Source organism: Sulfitobacter sp. 1A13679 (assembly GCF_043557115.1).
GTDB lineage: Bacteria > Pseudomonadota > Alphaproteobacteria > Rhodobacterales > Rhodobacteraceae > Sulfitobacter > Sulfitobacter faviae.
This window is the reverse complement of record NZ_JBIFFO010000006.1, coordinates 64,427-83,741: the sequence shown is the minus strand read 5'-3', so window position 1 is coordinate 83,741 and position 19,315 is coordinate 64,427. Positions and strand designations below refer to the sequence as shown.

15 protein-coding genes are annotated in these 19,315 nt (G+C 63.0%); 10 read left to right on the top strand and 5 right to left on the bottom strand.

The features are described from left to right. Positions 1 to 72: 72 nt before the first annotated feature. On the bottom strand, positions 73 to 3,192 hold the full coding sequence (locus ACGYLA_RS06720) for an efflux RND transporter permease subunit (protein ID WP_394431285.1): 3,120 nt from the start codon (positions 3,190 to 3,192) through the stop codon (positions 73 to 75). After that, positions 3,189 to 4,298, bottom strand: a complete 1,110-nt coding sequence (locus ACGYLA_RS06715) for an efflux RND transporter periplasmic adaptor subunit (RefSeq protein ID WP_394431283.1) — start codon at positions 4,296 to 4,298, stop codon at positions 3,189 to 3,191. Before ACGYLA_RS06715 ends, ACGYLA_RS06720 begins: the two co-directional genes overlap by 4 nt. Positions 4,299 to 4,589: 291 nt before the next feature. Between ACGYLA_RS06715 and ACGYLA_RS06710 the strand changes: the two genes are divergently transcribed. Beyond that, the gene (locus ACGYLA_RS06710; RefSeq protein WP_394412908.1) at positions 4,590 to 5,810 is read left to right on the top strand and encodes an MFS transporter; all 1,221 of its coding nucleotides are present in this window, start codon (positions 4,590 to 4,592) and stop codon (positions 5,808 to 5,810) included. Positions 5,811 to 5,816: 6 nt separating this feature from the next. Here the strand turns inward: ACGYLA_RS06710 and ACGYLA_RS06705 are convergent, their stop codons facing one another. After that, positions 5,817 to 7,880, bottom strand: coding sequence for an NAD(+) synthase (locus ACGYLA_RS06705; RefSeq protein ID WP_394431280.1), 2,064 nt, complete (start codon positions 7,878 to 7,880; stop codon positions 5,817 to 5,819). After that, a complete protein-coding gene (locus tag ACGYLA_RS06700) occupies positions 7,877 to 8,380 on the bottom strand; it encodes a CinA family protein (RefSeq protein WP_394431278.1) in 504 nt (167 codons plus the stop codon). Before ACGYLA_RS06700 ends, ACGYLA_RS06705 begins: the two co-directional genes overlap by 4 nt. A gap of 135 nt (positions 8,381 to 8,515) precedes the next feature. Between ACGYLA_RS06700 and ACGYLA_RS06695 the strand changes: the two genes are divergently transcribed. From ACGYLA_RS06695 to ACGYLA_RS06670, 6 genes are all read left to right on the top strand, one after another. Next, on the top strand, positions 8,516 to 9,145 hold the full coding sequence (locus ACGYLA_RS06695; RefSeq protein WP_394431276.1) for a glutathione S-transferase family protein: 630 nt from the start codon (positions 8,516 to 8,518) through the stop codon (positions 9,143 to 9,145). A gap of 171 nt (positions 9,146 to 9,316) precedes the next feature. Continuing rightward, positions 9,317 to 10,405, top strand: a complete 1,089-nt coding sequence (locus ACGYLA_RS06690) for an acyl-CoA dehydrogenase (RefSeq protein ID WP_394431274.1) — start codon at positions 9,317 to 9,319, stop codon at positions 10,403 to 10,405. After that, positions 10,402 to 11,100, top strand: coding sequence for a PIG-L deacetylase family protein (locus ACGYLA_RS06685; protein ID WP_394431272.1), 699 nt, complete (start codon positions 10,402 to 10,404; stop codon positions 11,098 to 11,100). The genes ACGYLA_RS06690 and ACGYLA_RS06685 overlap by 4 nt, the downstream gene beginning before the upstream one ends. Continuing rightward, positions 11,100 to 11,663 carry a class I SAM-dependent methyltransferase gene (locus ACGYLA_RS06680; protein WP_394431270.1) on the top strand — a complete coding sequence of 188 codons (564 nt, stop codon included), beginning with the start codon at positions 11,100 to 11,102 and terminating at the stop codon, positions 11,661 to 11,663. The genes ACGYLA_RS06685 and ACGYLA_RS06680 overlap by 1 nt, the downstream gene beginning before the upstream one ends. Then, positions 11,660 to 12,706, top strand: a complete 1,047-nt coding sequence (locus tag ACGYLA_RS06675) for a glycosyltransferase (protein WP_394431268.1) — start codon at positions 11,660 to 11,662, stop codon at positions 12,704 to 12,706. Before ACGYLA_RS06680 ends, ACGYLA_RS06675 begins: the two co-directional genes overlap by 4 nt. 102 nt (positions 12,707 to 12,808) lie before the next feature. Beyond that, positions 12,809 to 14,872 carry a catalase gene (locus ACGYLA_RS06670; protein WP_394431266.1) on the top strand — a complete coding sequence of 688 codons (2,064 nt, stop codon included), beginning with the start codon at positions 12,809 to 12,811 and terminating at the stop codon, positions 14,870 to 14,872. A gap of 40 nt (positions 14,873 to 14,912) precedes the next feature. On the opposite strand, the gene ACGYLA_RS06665 is transcribed toward ACGYLA_RS06670, so the two are convergent. After that, positions 14,913 to 15,695 carry an IclR family transcriptional regulator gene (locus tag ACGYLA_RS06665; protein WP_394431264.1) on the bottom strand — a complete coding sequence of 261 codons (783 nt, stop codon included), beginning with the start codon at positions 15,693 to 15,695 and terminating at the stop codon, positions 14,913 to 14,915. 164 nt (positions 15,696 to 15,859) lie between these two features. Between ACGYLA_RS06665 and ACGYLA_RS06660 the strand changes: the two genes are divergently transcribed. The 3 genes from ACGYLA_RS06660 (at position 15,860) to ACGYLA_RS06650 (ending at position 19,313) form a co-directional block, all read left to right on the top strand. Next, entirely contained in the window at positions 15,860 to 17,377 is a 1,518-nt protein-coding gene (locus tag ACGYLA_RS06660; RefSeq protein WP_067265130.1) for an ABC transporter substrate-binding protein, read from the top strand. A gap of 114 nt (positions 17,378 to 17,491) precedes the next feature. Next, on the top strand, positions 17,492 to 18,409 hold the full coding sequence (locus tag ACGYLA_RS06655; RefSeq protein WP_136720362.1) for an ABC transporter permease: 918 nt from the start codon (positions 17,492 to 17,494) through the stop codon (positions 18,407 to 18,409). Position 18,410: 1 nt separating this feature from the next. Next, a complete protein-coding gene (locus tag ACGYLA_RS06650) occupies positions 18,411 to 19,313 on the top strand; it encodes an ABC transporter permease (RefSeq protein ID WP_271690227.1) in 903 nt (300 codons plus the stop codon). Positions 19,314 to 19,315 lie beyond the last annotated feature (2 nt).

The following is a 19,315-nucleotide window of genomic DNA, read 5'->3' as shown; positions in this document are numbered from 1 at the left end:
TCTCTTCGATCCTACAGGGCTAAACGCCCATTCCCGCGCGAAGTTGCATCGATGCGTAAATATCGGGCAGGCTCAGACCGGTTGCGCCTGAGACAGCTCGGCCTGAAGCCGGGCTTCTTCGGCGGCTTTGGGCGTGGTGAACCGCGCCAGCAGGAAATAGGCGACAGGGGTGAGATAGAGGGTCGAGAGCGTGGCCATGCCCAGCCCCCCGACGATCACCCAGCCAAGCGCCTCGCGCGCCTCGGCCCCCGCACCCGCCGAGAGGATCAACGGCACGCCGCCCAAGACGGTAGAGGTCATCGTCATCATCACCGGACGCAGGCGGATGGTGGAAGCGCCAAAGATCGCCGCGTGGATATCCGCCCCCTGATCGCGCAATTGGTTGGCAAATTCGACGATCAAAATCCCGTTCTTGGCCATGATCCCGATCAACATGACCAGACCGATCTGACTGTAGACATTGAGGCTCTGCCCCGTCATCAGCAGCGCGAAGATCGCGCAGGCCAGCCCCAAGGGCACCGTGGCCATCACCACGATGGCAGAGATAAAGCTTTCGAACTGCGCGGCGAGGACAAGGAAAACCACGAGGATCGCAAAGCCGAAAGTCACGAAAAGCCCTGAACTGGTTTGATCCAACGCGGCGGCCTCGGCCAGCGGCACGATCAGGTTTTCATCGTCCAACACCTCTTGCCCGACCGCGCGCACCTGTTCCAATGCATCGCCCAGCGACAGGCCCGGCGTCAGCCCGGCGGAAATCTCGACCGAGCGGTTCTGGCCCTCCCGGTCCAACTCGGGCGCAACGGCGCGTTCTTCGAGGGTCACAAAACTGGCCAGCGAAATCGTCTGCCCGTTGCCCGATTGGACAAAGACGTTCTCAAGGTCGCGCGGATCGTTCACCGGGTCCGAGGTCGACAGCATCTGCACGCCATAGCTGGTGTCGTCGATAAAGACCGACGCCACCTCGCGCCCGTCGAGCATGGCTTGCAAAGCCTGCCCCAGTCCGGTGATATCGACGCCGAGATCAGCGGCAAGCGTCCGGTCGATCTGCACGAAAAGCTGCGGCTGCGTGCGTTCATACTCCAGCCGCACCTGCCCCATCGCGGGGTTCGTGCTCAGCCGGTCCACCATCGCCTGCGCGACCAGCGACAGTTGTTCGTAATTATTCCCGGTGATCGCGAAAGACAGCCCCCGCCCCGCGCCGCGAATACCGAGGGAATTGGGTTGGATTGCAAAGGCCCGCACGCCCACGATGCCGCGCAGCTTGCCGTTGATCTCGCCCACGATCTCATCTTGGCTGCGGGCGCGATCCTCCCATCCGGCGAGAGTGAAGACCATAAAACCCCGGTTATCCGCGCCAAATCCGGTGATGGAGAAGATGTTCGTCACCTCTCCCGCCTCTTGCAGCGGGGTAATCAGGTCTTCGATCTCACGCATCTTGCTTTGGGTATAATCAAGCGAGACGCCCTGCGGGGCCGAGACGCTGAGCAGGGCCACGGCGCGATCTTCGCGCGGGGTCAGCTCTTGCCGGATTTCGCCCGAGACCAGCACCGCTGTCAGCGCGACGAAGGCCGCGAGCAGCACCACGACATAGGGCATCGCCAGCGCCCATCTAAGCGTCGCCGCATAGGCGCGGTACAGCAGGTTGCCAAGCCACACGACAGGACCGCGCGGGTTCTCGGCCGCGGGTTTGGTCAACAAGCGGCTCGCCAAGACCGGGCAAAGGCTGAGCGCCACGACCGAGGACAGCATCACCGCGATGGCGAGGGTAAAGCCAAACTCCCGAAACAGCCCGCCCGCCTGTCCGGGCAGGAACGACAGCGGGATAAAGACCGCCGCCAGCGTGGCCGTGGTGGTGACGACCGCAAAGAAGACCTGCGAGGTGCCCAGCACCGCCGCCGCGCGTGGCCCCATGCCCGCCGCCCGTTGGCGCACGATATTCTCCAGCACCACAATCGCGTCATCCACGACCATCCCGGTGGCCAGAACCAGCGCCAGAAGGGTCAGGATATTGATCGAAAAGCCCACCAGATAGATCGCCGCCAAAGTGCCGATCAGCGCCACGGGCAGGGTCAGCGCCGGGATCAGCGTGGCGCGGAAATCACGCAGGAAGACAAAGATCACCGCCACCACGATGCCCACGGCAAAGGCCAGTGTTGAGAGCACCTCGCGGATCGAGCCTGAGATAAAGGTCGCATCGTCCGAGGTCACAAAAATCCGCACGTCCTCGGGCAGGGTTTCGTTCAACTCCCCCACCACGGCGCGCACATCGCGCGAGATCTCAAGCGTGTTCGACGTGGCCTGCCGGATGATGCCGATGCCGAGGCCCAATTGCCCATTGGCGCGCAGGATCGTCTCCCCTTCGGCGGGGCCGAGCGTGACGCTGGCGACATCGCCGAGCCGGACGTTCTGCTTGATCTCCATCGCCTCGAACGCCTGTGTGGTAACGACGCTGGCCGTGGTGCGCACGTTGATCGACTGACGGTCGCCCGCCAGATCACCCGCGGGCGCGTCATAGGCCACATCGGCCAAGGCGCGCTGGATGTCGCCCAAGGTCAGGCCCCGGCTCGCCAGTTCCAACTGGTCGATATCGACGCGGAAGAAAGGCTCGCGGTCGCCGTAGACCTGCAAATCCGCCACACCGTTGACCGAGATCAGCCGATCTTCGACGCGGTCCTGCACCAGTTTGGTCAACTCCTCCGGCGAACGGCCCATGGAGGTCACGGCGATGCGCATCACCGGCTGGGCATTGGCATCGGCCTTGACGATCTGCGGCTGGTCGGCCCCTTCGGGCAATTGGTTCACGATCCGCGCCACTGCATCGCGCACATCGGTCGCGGCCACGTCGATATCGGTGCTGTCGTTGAACTCCAAGGTGACCCGGCTGCGCCCGAAGCGCGAGTTCGATGAAATCGCCCGCACGCCAGAAACCCGGCCCACGGCCCCTTCGATCCGCCCCGTGAGCTCCTGATCGACGGATTCCGGGGAGGCGCCCGAGAAGGTCGTGGTGACCGTGACCACGGGCCGGTCGACATTAGGCAGTTCGCGGACCTCCGCACCGAAAAGCGCGGCGATGCCCGCCAGCACGATCAGCGCGTTCAGCACGAAAGCAAGGATCGGGCGGCGCACGAAAAGCGCGGTGCCCGAAGCGGTGCTCGCGGGCGGCGTGGCGTCTTCGGTCGGGGCGGCGCTCATAGGGTTGTCTTCTCAGTCTGGGCGGCATCTGACTGCACGCTGCCCGCGCGGTTGACCTCACGCACCTCGCCGCCTTCGCGCAGGGTTTGCACGCCTTCGGTCACCACCACATCATCGGCGGTCAGATCATCCGACAGGACGAGCACCGAATTGCTGTTGCGCTGCGCGATCTCGACCGCGACCTGATGCGCCTTGCCCTCCCGTACCGTCCAGACAAACGGCCCGTCCGAGGACCACTGCACCGCCAGCGGCGGGATCGCCAGATAAGGATCGCCGACAAAGGTCAGGCTGACCGAAAAGGCCATGCCCGCGCGCAGCTGGTCGCCTTCGTTCGGCACCCGGCCCTGCACCAGAAGCGTGCGGCTGGCACGGTCGATCACGCTGTCGATGGCGCTGACTTCGCCCGTCAGGGTCAAATCGCGCATGCCAAGCGGGGTGACGGTGATTTCCTTTCCCAAGGAGAGCTTGCTCACCACCCGTTCAGGCACGCGGAAATCGATCAGGATCTCGCTCCGGTCGGTGATGGTGGCGAGTTGATCCTGCGCATTGACGCGGTCGCCTTCTTCGATATCGGTGATCCCCACCCAACCCGAAATCGGCGCGAGGATGCGGCGTTGCGACAGATCGAACTGCGCTTGGCTCAGCGCAAGCTCGGCGCTTTGCAGGGCCAGTTCCGTCTCGCGCAGGCGCACTTCGCTGACCGCGCCGGTGTTTTGCAGCCGCTCTACGCGGTCTTGCTCGGTCCGGGCGTTTTCAAGCTGAAGTTCGGCCTGTTTCAGGGCGATCTGCTCGGCCTCATTCTCCAACAGGGCCACGACGGTGCCTGCTTCGATCAACTGTCCGGCGGGCAGGTTCAGGTCGGTGATGACCCCCACGGCGTTGGAACGCAGCGTGACGGAGCGGCGCGCGCGCCCGTCACCGATGGCGGTGATCCGGTCGGCCAAAGTCTCTTCGCTGACCCCGGCGGTGACGACCAGCGACGGCCCGCCGCCGCCCCAGCCCCGGCCAGAGGCCTGTGGCGCCTCCGCGACCTCCTCGATCCCCAGAAGATCGAGCAAGCCGGTCTCCGCCACATAGGGGCGGGAGGCGGGGACATAGGTTAACATCGCGTAGAGACCCGCAACGAGAACAAGCAAAAATACGAAAAATTGGCGCAGGGCTTTCACGGGGGATGCGCTTTCAAAATATGTTACGAGGCGCATAATTGAACATCGGCCCCAAAAAGGCACCTCAATTCTGCTTGATCACTGGCTGGGCATTCCCCGAAGGGGCCGCTGGCTGCTAGCACTATGGCGCGGAAGCCTGCCCGGTGGAAGGGCAATGGGGTTGATTACTAGAAATTCCGTTTCCGCCGCACATATTCTGGCCCAAGCCGGATCAAAGACCAAGGGGACATCATGCGCGCGACGGTTCTACCACTGGCGACACTGCTACTGGGCTTTTCGCTTTTGCAGATGAGCAACGGGTTGCAGGGTACGCTTTTGGCCGTGCGCGCGGGGCTCGAAGGGTTTGGCGGGGCGACCACCGGCCTCATCATGTCGGGCTTTTTCGCGGGGCTGAGCGTGGGCTCCTTCGTGGCACCGCGGCTGATCAGCGGGGTGGGCCATATCCGCACCTTTGCAGCACTCGCCTCTGTCGCCTCCGCCGCGGCGCTGATGCATTTGGCTTTCATCGACCCTTGGGTCTGGATCGCCGTGCGCTGCCTCACTGGCTTTGCCTTTGCCGGGTTGATCATCGTGACGGAAAGCTGGCTCAACGCCTCTGTGAGTTCCGCGCAACGGGGCAAATTGCTCGCGGTCTACGGCATGGTCGGCATGGCCTCAGGTGCGGCGGGGCAGTTCCTGCTGAACCTCGGGGATCCGGCTGAGTTCATCCTCTTCGTGCTTGTCTCCATCGTGATGTCGCTGTCGCTGGTGCCGATCTCGCTTAGCCGTGTGGAGGGGCCACGCTCGGAAGGCGCGCAGGAGCCGCCATCGCTGCGCCGACTGTGGGGGCTGTCGCCCTACGGGGCGGTCAGCGCAGGGCTGGTCGGGGCCTCTATCGGGACGTTCTACGGGCTGGCACCGCTCTTCGCGCAGGAGATGGGCTATACCCAAGCGCGCATCGCCCTGCTGATCGCGGCCTTCACCATCGGCGGGCTGATGCTGCAATTCCCGTTGGGCTGGGTTTCCGACCGGATGAGCCGCCGGGGCTTGGGCGTCGGACTGGCTGTGGCGGGCGGTGCTTTGATGATGCTGACCCTGCCGATCCCCGCGCCTTCGGGGTCGATGCTGCTGGTGCTGGGCTTTGCCATTGGCGGGCTAGTCTTGCCTGCGCAATCCATCGTCATCGCCCATGTCAACGACCGCGCCCCCGGCTCGGCGGTGGTGGCCGTCTCGGGTGGGCTGGTGCTGATGCAGGGGATTGGCGCCGCAATCGGACCGCTGCTGGCGGGTGTGCTGCTGGATACGCTGGGTCCGCGCGGCCTGCCGCTGGCGCTTGGCGGTTTTCAGTTGACCATCGTGGCATGGGGGCTGCTGCGCATGACCCTGCGCAGCGATCCCGAAACCCAAGAGCGTCACGCGGCGCCGCCGCTGACCCCCAACTTTGTCGAAGGCGAGCTGAGCCGCGAGGAATAGCGCGGCTTAGCTCTGGGGCCAGCTCTCTGGCACGTTGCTGCGCAGCTCTTCCAGCCACGGGGTGGCGACGGAGTCGGACGGCGCGCGCCAGTCCCCGCGCGGCGACAATGCCCCCCCGGCGCTGACCTTTGGCCCATTCGGCAGAGCCGAGCGCTTGAACTGGCTGGTGGCAAAGAAGCGATGCAGGAATTTTTCGAGCCAATGGCGGATCGTCTTCAGATCATAGGCGTTGCGTTTGCCCTGCGGAAAGCCCTCAGGCCAGCGCCCCGCCTCGACATCATGCCAAGCGTGCCACGCCAGAAAGGCCACCTTTGACGGGGCGAGCCCGTAGCGCATGGTGTGAAAGAGGAAGAAGTCGTTCAGCTCATAGGGGCCGATCATCGACTCGGTGCTTTGAATCTCTTCATCCTCGCCAGCGGGCACGAGTTCGGGCGAGATTTCGGTGTCCAGAATAGCTTGCAACACCTTGTCCGTCTCAGCGTCGAACTGCCCCGAACGGGTGGCCCAACGGATAAGATATTGGATCAGCGTTTTCGGGACGCCGGTGTTCACCGCATAGTGGCTCATCTGGTCGCCCACGCCATAGGTGCACCAGCCAAGCCCCAATTCGCTCAGATCGCCGGTGCCGATAACAAAGCCCTGCCGCTGGTTGGCGAGCCGGAAGAGGTAATCGGTGCGCAGCCCGGCTTGGACGTTTTCAAAGGTGATGTCATAGACCGGCTCCCCGTCTGAGAAGGGGTGATCCATATCCTCAAGCATCTGGCGCGCGGCGGGGCGAATGTCGATCTCATCCGCGGTGATGCCCATGGCCTGCATTAATTTCCACGCGTTGGATTTGGTGCCCTCGGAGGTGGCGAAGCCGGGCATGGTAAAGCCGAGGATCCGGTCGCGCGGGATGCCCATACGGTCACCGGCTTTTGCCGCCACGATCAGCGCATGGGTCGAATCCAGCCCGCCGGAAATGCCGATGACCATGGTCTTGCCCTTGGTCGCCTCAAAGCGGCGGCGCAGCCCTTCGACCTGAATGTTGAACGCCTCGTAGCAGTCTTGGTCGAGATGGCTTTCGCGGTTCGGCACATAGGGAAACCGGCGGACGGGACGGATCAGCCCGGCGTTCTCGTGATGCGGCTGATGGGCAAAGGTCACCCGGCGGAATTCCGGCGCCCGGTGCCGCGCGGCGTCATGGAAACTACCCGTCCGCATCCGCTCAGACTGGATACGCCCGCAATCTACATCGGCGATGGTCAGTTCCGGCTCCAGCGGGAAACGGGTGGATTCGGCCAGAAGATCGCCCAACTCATGGATCATCCCCTGCCCGTCCCACGCCAGATCGGTCGTGCTCTCCCCCGGCCCCGCGGCGGAGTACACATAGGCCGCGAAGGCGCGCATGGATTGCGACCGGCACAGCAGGTGACGGTCAGAGGATTTGCCGATCACGATGTTGGACGCCGAGAGATTGGCGAGGATGAGCGCCCCACCAAGGGCCGCATCCGCCGAGGGCGGCGCCGGCGTCCAGAGGTCTTCGCAAACCTCGGCATGGAAAATCAAACCGGGCAGATCCGTCGCCTCGAAAATCAGGTCATCGCCAAAGGGCACTCGCCGGCCCGCGACAGTGATCTCTCCGTCGGTGTCACGGCCATGGGCAAACCAGCGTTTCTCATAGAACTCGCGGTAATTGGGCAGGTAGGATTTCGGCACCACGCCCAGCACCTGCCCGCGTGAAATGGCGATGGCGCAATTATAAAGCCGCCCCTCACGGCGCAGTGGCGCGCCGAGCAGGATCACGGGGGTCATCTCGGCGCTGGCCTCGATCAGGTCGCCGAGCGCCTCTTCCACCGCCGTCAGCAGCGCATCCTGCATGTGCAGATCGTCGATGGCATAGGACGAGAGTGACAGTTCGGGGCAAACCAGCAAATCCACCCGCGCCGCATCGGCCCGGCGCATTTCGTCCAACAGGCTGTCGCGGTTGAAGGCCACATCGGCGGGCCGCACATGCGGTGTGCAGGTCGCCACCCGGACAAAGCCATGACGGTGGTAGGCGGTAAAGGCGGCGGCTTGGCTCTTGCTCACGTCAGGCTCTCCTCCAACATATCCAAAATCGTTTCAAGGCATCGCTGCCGGATCGCATCCCGGCCAATGGCACCAAAGGACTCGGCCCGATGAACCGTGTTACACCCCTCGCGTGCAAGCGCAAAATGCACAAGCCCCTCTTCATCCTCGGCGCTGCCCGGCCCGGCAAACCCGGTGGTCGAGACGGCGATCTGCGCGCCCGAACGCCCCTGCGCGCCTTCGGCCATGGCAATCGCCACGGGGCGCGAAACCGCGCCGCAGCGGTCCAAAAGCGCCCGGTCGACGCCCAACAGCTCATGCTTGGATTGATCCGTATAGGTGACGAAACCCCGCTCGAACGCGTGTGAGCACCCTTCGATATCCGTGAGCAGCGCGGCGACCAGCCCGCCGGTGCAGCTTTCCGCCGTGGCGATGTGAATGTCGCGGTCGCAAAGCACTTCCAGAACGGATTTCGCGCGATCTGCGATGTCGGGCTGCGCTAGGGGGTCACTGTTCTGCATCTTCGCTCCGCAAATTGGTGCCTTGTTAAGCAAAACCCCCGCAGGCGGCTGTGGTTCCTTACGTTGACCCGCCGCAAACCGCCTGCTTAACATTGCAAGAAACCGAAACGCACCTCTGCATAAGGGACCGAAGCGATGATTGATTTCTACACATGGACCACCCCCAACGGCCGCAAAGTCTCGATCCTGCTCGAAGAATTGGGGATCGACTACAATGTGCACGCCATCAACATCGGCAAGGATGAACAGCACGCGCCCGAGTTTCTAAAGATCAGCCCCAACAATAAAATCCCCGCCATCGTGGACCATGACACTGGGGTGAGCCTGATGGAATCCGGCGCGATCATGGTCTACCTCGCCGAGAAACATGGCCGCTTCCTGCCCGAGGGGCAGGCCGCGCGGGCCGAGGTGATGCAATGGTTGATGTGGCAGATGGGCGGCTTTGGCCCCATGGCCGGGCAGGCGCATCACTTCTTGCATTTCAACCCCGGCAAGGCCGCCTATGCCGAAGAGCGTTTCGGGGCCGAGGTCAAACGGCTTTACGGCGTGCTCGACAAACAGCTTGAGGGGCGGGACCACATCTGCGGCGAATATTCCATCGCGGATATGGCCTGCTGGCCTTGGGTCTCGCGCTATGAATGGCAGCAGATCGACCTTGCCGACTATCCCAATGTGCGTGCGTGGTATCAGCGCCTCCGCGCGCGGGACGCGGTGCAAAAGGGCTACCATGTGCCCAAGGTGATGGGCGAGATTCCCGAGGGCTGACATCCGCCCCCGCCGCGGCTGCAACGTAGGCGGGAACCAAGAGACAAGTTGAACGGTTGCACTTCCAAAGGCAGTGCTGCCGTCCGCGCAGGCTGCCCGTTTTATGAATGGGGGCTAAATCGTGACGCTTGATCTGCTCGGTATCACTCTGCGCGACTGTCGGACACTGCCATGAACAGTGCGCCACGTTTCGATCCTTTCCCGCCCCAGTCGCAAACGGATGTTCTTTCGCAAACGGCCCGTGAGGCACTGCGCAACGCGGCACGGGACGAGGAAGCGGGCACCGCCCCGATCAGCGGCTCTATCGATATCCTACGCGACGCGGGCCTGATGTTGGAAGATGGCGCCACCGCCCCTTTGCGCACCGCTCACGCATTGATGAAAATCGGTGCCGCCAATCTCAGCGTCGGTCGGTTGTGGGAAGGCCATGTCAACGCGCTGCGCCTGATCCGCCTATACGGCAGCGCGGCGCAGGCAGAGCGGGCGAAGCAGGTGATCCGGCAGGGCGGGCTTCTGGGCGTTTGGGGGGCCGATGGCGGCAATCCGGCGCATTTCGAGAAGGGTGTTTTGAAGGGTGAGAAGATCTTCGCATCCGGCCTCGGCACTGTGACCCATGCGCTCGTCTCGCTCAATTCCGGCCCCGAGGTGCAGCTTGCGCTGATCAATGTGACTGACCCCGCGCGCGGTGATGCCTCGCAATGGGACATGCTGGGGATGCGGGCGACGGCCTCGGGGACCTATGATTTTTCCGGCCTGCCTCTTGAGGATGACGCACTTATCGGCGCCCCCGGCGACTATCTGAAAGAGCCGCATTTCGTCGGCGGCGTCTGGCGGATCGCAGCGCTTCAGGCGGGCGCCGCGGCGGGGTTGATTGATGCGGCGGCCACTGCCTTGCGGGACATGGACCGGCTTGAGGCCGAGGCCCAATCGAGCCGCCTGATGCAGGTGCTGATGCGGGTCTGGGCCGGTATGGCATTGGTCGAACGCGCCGCTCTCGCCAACGCGGATGACCACGCGGAGGAGACCCTCGTCAGCACCGCCATCGCCGCGCGGATATATACCGAGGAAGTCGCCCTCGACGCGATCAAAGCAGTGGAACAGAGCCTTGGGTTGCGCCATTTCACCGGAACTTCCGAGACGGGTCGCATGGCGCGCGATCTCTCGGTCTATCTGCGCCAAGCCGCGCGCGACGCCTTCCTGCAACGCGCCGCCCGCCATGCGCTTTCAAGCGACCAGACGGTTTGGGGTGTCTTCGGATGAGCCACAACGCCCCCCTCACCGAGGCTCTGTCGGGCCGCGAAAAGATCGTGGTTCTGGCGCCGCATCCGGACGACGAAACACTCGGCTGCGGCGGTCTTTTGGCGCGCGCTTTCGCAGGGCCCGGAGCGCATGTCATCTGCCTGACCGATGGCGGCGCCAGCCACCCCGGCTCCCGCGCATGGCCCCCGGCCCGATTGGCCGAAAGGCGACGCGCGGAATTGGCGGAGGCGCTTGATCTCCTTGGTGGCGGCGCAGCGGATTTGACATGGCTCGGCCATCCCGACAGCCGATTGCACGAAGTGCCTGCCGACGCCATCCTGACCGAGCTGATGCAGGTAATCGACGCGCAAACGGCACGCCACGTCTTCGTCCCGGCCCGCGAAGACAAACATTGCGACCATCAAACCACCGCGTCACTGGCCGACGGGCTGCGCGCGCAGCGCCCCGATCTGCATTTTCATAGCTATCCGGTGTGGAGCCGTTTCGACGATCCGAACTTTGCCGAGAACACGGCAAGCTACGCCCCCCTTACCCTCGACACCGCCGCCTATCGCGAAGCCAAGAGTGCTGCGATCCGCGCGCATCGCAGCCAGCTTGGCCAAGTCGTGCAAGACGATCCCGAGGGGTTCGTTCTGCCCGAGGCGATGATCGACCTCTTCGCGCAGCAAGACGAAATCTTTTGGAGGATGCCGTGATGGGTGTGGGGTTGGATCATCTCCAAGGTCTCTATGCCGAGACGAGCGATCCTTGGGGGTTCGGACATAGCGCCTATGAGCAGGCCAAATTCGCGGCGACGCGGGCGGCGCTTTCACAGGATGGCTACCGCTCGGCTTTTGAGTTGGGCTGCGGCAATGGGCAATTGGCACGCCACCTGATCGACATCTGCGCGCGCTATACCGGGATGGACGCCGTGGCCAGCGCCCTGACCGCCGCGCGCAAAACGGTGCCAGAGGGGCGCTTCGTCCAAGGGTTCTATCCCGGCCCCCTGCCCGAGGGGGACTTCGATCTGCTGATCCTTTCCGAAGTACTCTATTTTCTGGATCATCCGGGGCTGGACCAACTGGCGACCGACATCGCGACCCGCTGGCCGCAGGCCGAGATCCTCTGCGTGACGTGGCGCGGTGACACCGGCAATCCGTTGCAAGGGGAGGAGGCGCTGAACGGCTTTGCCAAGGCGCTCGACACCCATGCCTTCACCTGCGTCAGCAAGACCGAGAACTACCGCATCGACCGCGCCTTTCCGGAGGGTGACAGATGAGTTTCGAGCGCTGGAAAGACACCGCGATCATCATCCCCGCCCGGAACGAAGCGGAGCGGATCGGCGATTGCCTCACCGCCCTCGCCCCCCAGTGCAACGACCGTGTCCACGTGATCCTCGTGGTGAACAACACCGATGACGACACCGCTAAGATCGCCACGGCGGCGGCGGGACGGCTTGGCCTCGACCTCACCGTGCTCGATCTTACCTTCCCCCCCGGCATGGGGGTCGGCGCGGCAAGGCGGAGGGGCTGCGCTGTGGCCTTGGAACAGATGCCTCATTTGCGCCAGATCCTGACCACCGATGCCGATTGCCGCGTCAGCCCCGATTGGGTCGCGCGCAGCATTCACCACCTCCAACGCTTTGATGCCCTCTGCGGCAGGGTCACGCTGAACCCCGAAGAGGCCGCCTGTTTGGCGCAGCAAGACCCCATGTTTGAGGCCCATGAAATGGCCTACCGCCGCTTGGTGCTCACGCTCTACGCGCGGCACGCCCCGAACTGCGCTGATTTGCAGAACAGCCACGGCGAAGCGCCGGGGGCCAGCCTTGGCTTCACCCGCGATGCCTATGAGGCCGTCGGCGGTTTCGCCCCGATCCCCTGCGGCGAGGACCGCGCGATCATCCGCGCCCTGCGGGCGGCGGGCCGCCGGGTGCATCACGCGGATGATGTCTGGGTCGAAGCCTCTTGCAGGCTGGTCGGCCGGGCGGCGGGCGGCATGGCCGATACGCTGCGCAACCGGCTGAGCGGGGCGGGCTATCTCGCCGATGACTGTTTGCCGGATGCGGGCTGCTTGCTGGAGAAACTGCGCCGGGGGGGTTTGGGCTGCTGGCCGGTGCAGGTGCCAGAGGCTGAACGCATTCCGGTCGATGAACTGCCCGCGCATATCGCGCTGCTGCGCGGCTTTTTGGACAAGTCCGCGGCCCGTGAGACAGCCGCCCCCCTCGCACCGGAGGCGGGAGGTCCCCGCCCGCGCGAGAACTTTCCCGCCCGCCGGGCAAAAGCATCGGAACCCCTCGCCGCGGGGGTGGTTGAACTCTCATAGGGTCGGGCAATCACCGCCGGCACTGGAGCGGCCCTCTCGGCCCGCCACATATTAGCAACAAATCCTCCCGATTATATTCCGGGGGCGCTGTGGAGAAAGATCATGACAGACAAAGAACTTGGCAAAGGCGGCGAACCCCGCCAGCAAACCACGGACCGCGCAAAGACGATGACGACCGCGCAGGGCGGCCCGATCGCGGATGATCAGAACTCACTCAAAGCGGGTCCGCGCGGCCCGGTCTTGATGGAAGACCACGTTTTCCGCGAAAAGATGTTCCACTTCGACCACGAGCGCATTCCAGAGCGTGTCGTTCACGCCCGCGGCTACGGCGTGCATGGGCATTTCGAGCTGAAAGAAGCGATCCCCGAACTGTCCTGCGCCGATATTTTCCAGCGCGTCGGCGAAAAGACCCCGACCTTCACCCGTTTCTCCACCGTGGCAGGCAACAAGGGCTCTTTCGATCTGGCCCGCGACGTGCGCGGTTTCGCGACGAAGTTCTACACGCAAGAAGGCAACTGGGACCTCGTCGGCAACAACATCCCCGTGTTCTTTATCCAAGACGCGATCAAGTTCCCCGATCTCATCCACTCGGTCAAACCCGCCCCTGACCGTGGCTTCCCGCAGGCACAGTCGGCGCATGACAACTTCTGGGATTTCGTCTCGCTCTCGCCCGAGGCGATCCATATGACGCTGTGGCAGATGTCCGACCGGGCGATCCCGCGCTCGTTCCGCTTTATGGAAGGCTTCGGCGTGCATACCTTCCGGCTGGTCAATGCCGAGGGCAAATCGCATTACGTCAAGTTCCACTGGAAGCCCAAGCAGGGTCTGCAATCGGTGGTCTGGAACGAGGCGCTCAAGATCAACGGCGCGGACCCGGATTTCCACCGCCGCGACATGTGGGATGCCATCGACGCGGGCGACTATCCGCAGTGGGATCTGGGCATTCAGGTCTTCGACGACGAATTCGCCGACAACTTCGAGTTCGACATCCTTGATGCCACCAAGATCATCCCCGAAGAGCAGGTGCCGGTGCGCATCATCGGGACGCTGACGCTGGACGCCAATGTCGACAACTTCTTCGCCGAGACCGAGCAGGTGGCCTTTTGCACCCAGAACATCGTGCGCGGCATCGACCACACGAACGACCCGCTGCTTCAAGGCCGGAACTTTTCCTACCTCGACACGCAGCTTAAGCGTCTCGGCGGGCCGAACTTCACCCATATCCCGATCAACGCGCCGAAATGTCCGTTCCACCACTTCCAGCAGGACGGCCATATGGCGATGCACAATCCCAAGGGCCGCGTGAATTATGAACCGAACAGCTGGGGCGAGGATGGCGGCCCGCGCGAGAACCCCGAGATTGGTTTTCAGAGCTACCCGGCCGAAGTCGAAGGCACGAAACAGCGCGTGCGGTCCGAGACATTCGCTGACCACTACAGCCAAGCGCGGCAGTTCTTCATCAGCCAGACCGAGATCGAGCAGCAGCACATCGCGGCGGCCTATACCTTCGAGCTGTCGAAATGTCAGGAAGAACGCATTCGCCTGCGGATGCTCTCGCATCTGATGAACGTCCATGACGATCTGGCGAAACAGGTGGCCGAAGGCTTGGGCGTGACCGAAATGCCGGAACCCGCCAAACCCGCGCGGGAGCCGATCACCGATCTGCCGCCGTCGGATGCGCTCAGCATTCTAAAGAACGCGCCGAACAGCTTCGCGGGCCGCAAGTTGGGTCTGTTCCTGACTGAAGGCGCGGATGCCTCGGTGGTGGAAGCCTTGGAAAAAACCTTTGCCGATGAGGGCGCGATGGTCGCCATCGTGACGCCGCATATCCAAGGGGTGACCCTTTCGGACGGCAGCACCCGCGAAGCGGATGAGAAGATCGACGGCGGCCCCTCGGTGGTCTTTGACGCGGTGGCCTTGGTCTTCGGGAATGAGAAAGCCGACAAGATCGCCAAGAACAAACCGGCGCAGGATTTCGTCTCGGACGCCTTTGCGCATAACAAGTTCATCGCTTGGACCACAGCCGCCGATCCGCTGCTCAACGCCGCCGGAGTCGAGAAGGACGAGGGCACGATGGAGGTCTCTGCCGATAACGCAGACGCGTTCCTTCAGACCTGCCGCAAACTGCGGTTCTGGCAACGCGAAGAAAAGCTGAACTGGGAATAAGAAAACACCGGGCCGGGGCGGAAATGCTCCGGCCCTTTTTCTAGCGCCGATGCACCTGTGATGAGGGCGAAATCGCGTTCGCCGTGTCCTGAAGGCGCGGCAGAATCTCGACCCTGATCCGCTCCCGCGTCCAGGTATGCGCCGAGACCGAACATTGCACCGCCGCAAAGGCCCGCCCATCCGGGCCGGTAATCGGACAGGCCACCCCGATCTCTGACAAAATCATCTGATCGCTGGAAATCGCATAGCCCTGCTGCACGGCCTCACCGATGCTGTTGCGGATCGTGGCGCGGTCCATCGTGGTGCGCGCGGTAAAGGGTTTAAGCGGCCAAGTCTCGATCGCCTCTTCCCGGTCCTCGGGCGAGAATGTCGAGATAATCGCCCGCCCCGCTGACGTCGAAAGCGCTGGCAGCCGCCGTCCGATCACCGTCGCCGCGAAATAGGTTCGCTGGCAGGGCAATCGGCTGACGTAGATGATATGATCGGTCGAAAGCTCGGCGAGGTTCACCGTCTCCCCGATCTCTTGGCTGAGGTCGATCAGCTTGGGAATCGCCTGCCCGACCAATTGATCCGACCAGTAATAGGCATAGGCCAGCTCCAACCAAGCATGAGACGGGCGGTAGCGCCGCGTGGCCGGATCCTTTTCCAACATGCCCTCGATATGCAGCGTATTCGCCAGCCGCTGAACCGCGCTCTTGTCCAATCCGCTGCGCGCGGCAAGCTCGACCAACGACAATTCCGTATGCGATTCATCGAAGGCGCGGAGCAGCCGCAGCCCCTTGGCAAGCGACCCGACGTAGAGGGTATTTTGCTTCTTTTCCAATCACCTACCCCGAAATCTGGCCCAATTGTTCAAACCGGGGCTTGACGTATGTCGATCTGATTGCGTTTATTAATCGTATTGCGATATCAAGTATTATTATATGATACGATACGCAAGTCAAAAAGATACGGAACCGAATTCGTTAACCAGCAGGGGAGTTGACCATGAAATCCACGGTCCTGAAATCAACCATCACCGGGCTTGTCTTGGCCGCCGCCACCGGCGCGGCTTGGGCGGACAAAGCCAATGACACGCTGAATGTCGCCTTCACCAAAGAGCTTGAGAACGTCGACAGCTACTTCAACTCGTCCCGCGAAGGCGTAGTGCTGCAACGCGCCGTCTGGGATGGTCTGATCTACCGCGATCCGGTCACCAACGAATACATGGGCAACCTCGCCACCGAATGGGAATGGATCGACGACACGACCATCGAATTCAAACTGCGCGAAGGCGTGAAATTCCACGACGGGTCGGACTTCACCGCCGATGACGTGGTCTTTACCGTGAACTACGTCGCCGATGAGGCCAATGGCGTGAAAACGCAGCGCAACGTGAACTGGATGAAATCGGCTGAGAAGGTCGACGACTACACCGTGCGCATCATGCTGAAAGAGAAGTTCCCGGCGGCGATCGAATTCCTCTCCGGCCCCGTTTCGATGTATCCCAGCGACTACTACGAAGAAGCCGGCCCCGAAGGCATGGGCCTGAAACCCGTCGGCACTGGCCCTTACAAGGTGACCGAAGTCGTCCCCGGCCAGCACTTCAAACTGGAAGCCTATGAGGGCTACCACGACAGCCCCAAGGGCAAGCCCAGCATCAAGAACATCGACATCCGCACCATCCCGGATGTGAACACGCAGATGGCCGAACTGTTCAGCGGCTCGCTTGATCTGATCTGGCAGGTACCGTCGGACCAAGCCGAGAAACTGGCCGAGCGGGATGAGTTCCAAGTCTCCAACGAATCCACCATGCGCGTGGGCTATCTGACGCTCGATGCGGCGGGCCGCTCCGAGGACAGCCCCTTCACCGACGTGCGCGTGCGCAAGGCTGTGAACTATGCGATCAACCGTCAGGAACTGGTCGACGCGCTGCTTAAAGGCAAATCCAAAGTCGTCTACACCCCTTGCTTCCCCAGCCAGTTCGGCTGCGACGAAGACGCGGCGGTGAAGTATGAATACAACCCCGAGAAGGCCAAGGAATTGCTGGCCGAAGCTGGTTACGAAGACGGTCTGACCATCGACTTCTACGCCTACCGCGACCGTGAATATGCCGAGGCGATCACCAGTTACCTGAACGCCGTGGGCATCGATACCAACTTTAAGATGTTGCAGTATTCCGCCCTGCGCGAGCAGAACATGAAGGGCGAAACCGCCGTGTCGTTCCAGACATGGGGCAGCTATTCGATCAACGACGCCTCCGCCATGGTCAGCCAGTTCTTCAAACATGGCTCGCTCGACTACGCGATGGACGACGAAACGCTTGAATACCTCAACATCGCCGACAGCTCGACCGACCCCGAGGTCCGTAAAGAGAACTACTCCAAGGCGATCGAACGCATCACCGAGGAAGCCTATTGGGCGCCGATGTTCTCCTACAACACCAACTACGTGACCACCAATGAGGTGGAATACACACCCACAGCCGACGAAGTCCTGCGCTTCACCACGGCCAGCTGGAAGTAAACCAATCGGCGGGGGCGCCGTGACCGGTGCCCCTGCCCTTCTCCCCTTCCGCACCCAACCCAGACCCACGCAGCAGGCCCTCGCCTGCGGCGCAGCCTCAAGGTAGTTGCACCCGTGCTTCAATTCATTCTCAAACGATTGGGACTGGCCCTTCTCGTGGCCTTCACCGTGTCGTTTATCAGCTTTAGCCTGCTGTTCCTGTCGGGCGACCCCGCCGCCGCGCTGGCCGGTGAAACCGCCAGTGGCGAAGATATCGAGGCCCTGCGCCGTCTCTATGGTTTTGACCGGCCCATGCTGGTGCAATATGGCGAATGGCTGTTCTCGGCCCTTCAGGGCGATTTCGGCGAAAGCTACTATTTCCGCCTGCCCGTCGCCTCGCTCATCGCCGACCGATTGAGCGTGACCATGACGCTCGGCGTCTGCGGGATTACTTTCGCGCTGCTGACCGCCGTGCCCTTGGGCGTGGTCGCCGCGATCCGCCCCAATTCGATCATCGACCGTGTGGCGCTCTTCATCTCGGTTGCCGGTCAGGCGATGCCGAGCTTCTGGTTCGGCCTCATCCTGATCGTGGTCTTTGCCATCCAACTGGGCTGGCTGCCACCTTCGGGCACCGACACGTGGCGCCATTTCATCCTGCCGACCGTGGTGCTGGGCTATTACGCCATGCCCGCCATCATGCGCCTGACGCGCGCGGGCATGCTGGACGTGTTGAACTCCGACTACATCCGCACCGCGCGGGCCAAGGGTGCGAACGAGCGCCGGGTGCTGTTCCGCCACGCCCTGCGCAACGCGATCATCCCCGTGGTCAGCCTCGCCGCCGTGCAGATGGGCTTCATGCTGGGCGGCTCCATCGTGGTTGAATCGATCTTCGCGCTGCATGGCGCGGGCTATCTGGCGTGGGAGAGCATCGCGCGCAACGACCTGCCCACGGTGCAGGCGCTGATCCTGATCTTCTCGATGTTCTACATCGTTTTCACCTTCCTCGCAGACGTGCTGAACGCATGGCTCGACCCCCGCATGAGGAGCAGCTGACATGGCCACGGCAAGCACACATGACAGCCTTTTGGACGAAATCACCGGCCCGACCCCCGGCCAGATGCTGCGCAAGCGCATCTTCGGGCACCAAGGTCTGCTGATCGGGGCGGTCGTTCTGATCATCCTCACGATCATCGCGATCCTTGCGCCCTGGATTGCCCCGCATGATCCCTATGCCCAAAGCCTGATGACCCGGATGGAGCCCCCCGTGTTCATGGGCGGCACATGGGAGCATCCCTTGGGCACCGACCATCTGGGCCGCGATTACCTGTCGCGCCTCATCTACGGCGCGCGGATTTCGCTGCTGATCGGGGCCGTGGCGGCGCTGATTTCGGGCCTCATCGGCACCGCCATGGGCGTGGCTGCGGGCTATTTCGGCGGCAAGGTCGATGCGGTCGTCACCTTCCTCATCAACGTGCGTCTGGCGATGCCGGTGGTACTGGTGGCGCTGGCCGTGGTGGCGATCCTTGGCGGATCGCTGCAAGTGGTGATCATGGTGCTGGGCCTGCTGCTGTGGGACCGTTTCGCGGTGGTCATGCGCGCCTCGACCATGCAGGTCCGGCGACGTGAATATGTCGCGGCGGCGCAGGTCATCGGGGCCTCCACCCCGCGCATCCTTTTGTCCGAGATCATGCCCAACATCGCAAACAACCTGATCGTAGTCGTGACGCTTGAGATGGCCCACGCGATCCTGCTCGAAGCGGCGCTGTCCTTCCTCGGCCTCGGGGTGCAGCCGCCGACGCCAAGCTGGGGGCTGATGGTCTCCGAAGGTAAGAACATGATGCTGTTCGAGCCGTGGCTCGTGCTGATCCCGGGCGCCGTGCTTTTCGTGCTGGTGCTGGCGATCAACCTGATGGGTGACGGTCTGCGCGACGTCACCGCCCCCGAAAACCGGAGCTGACC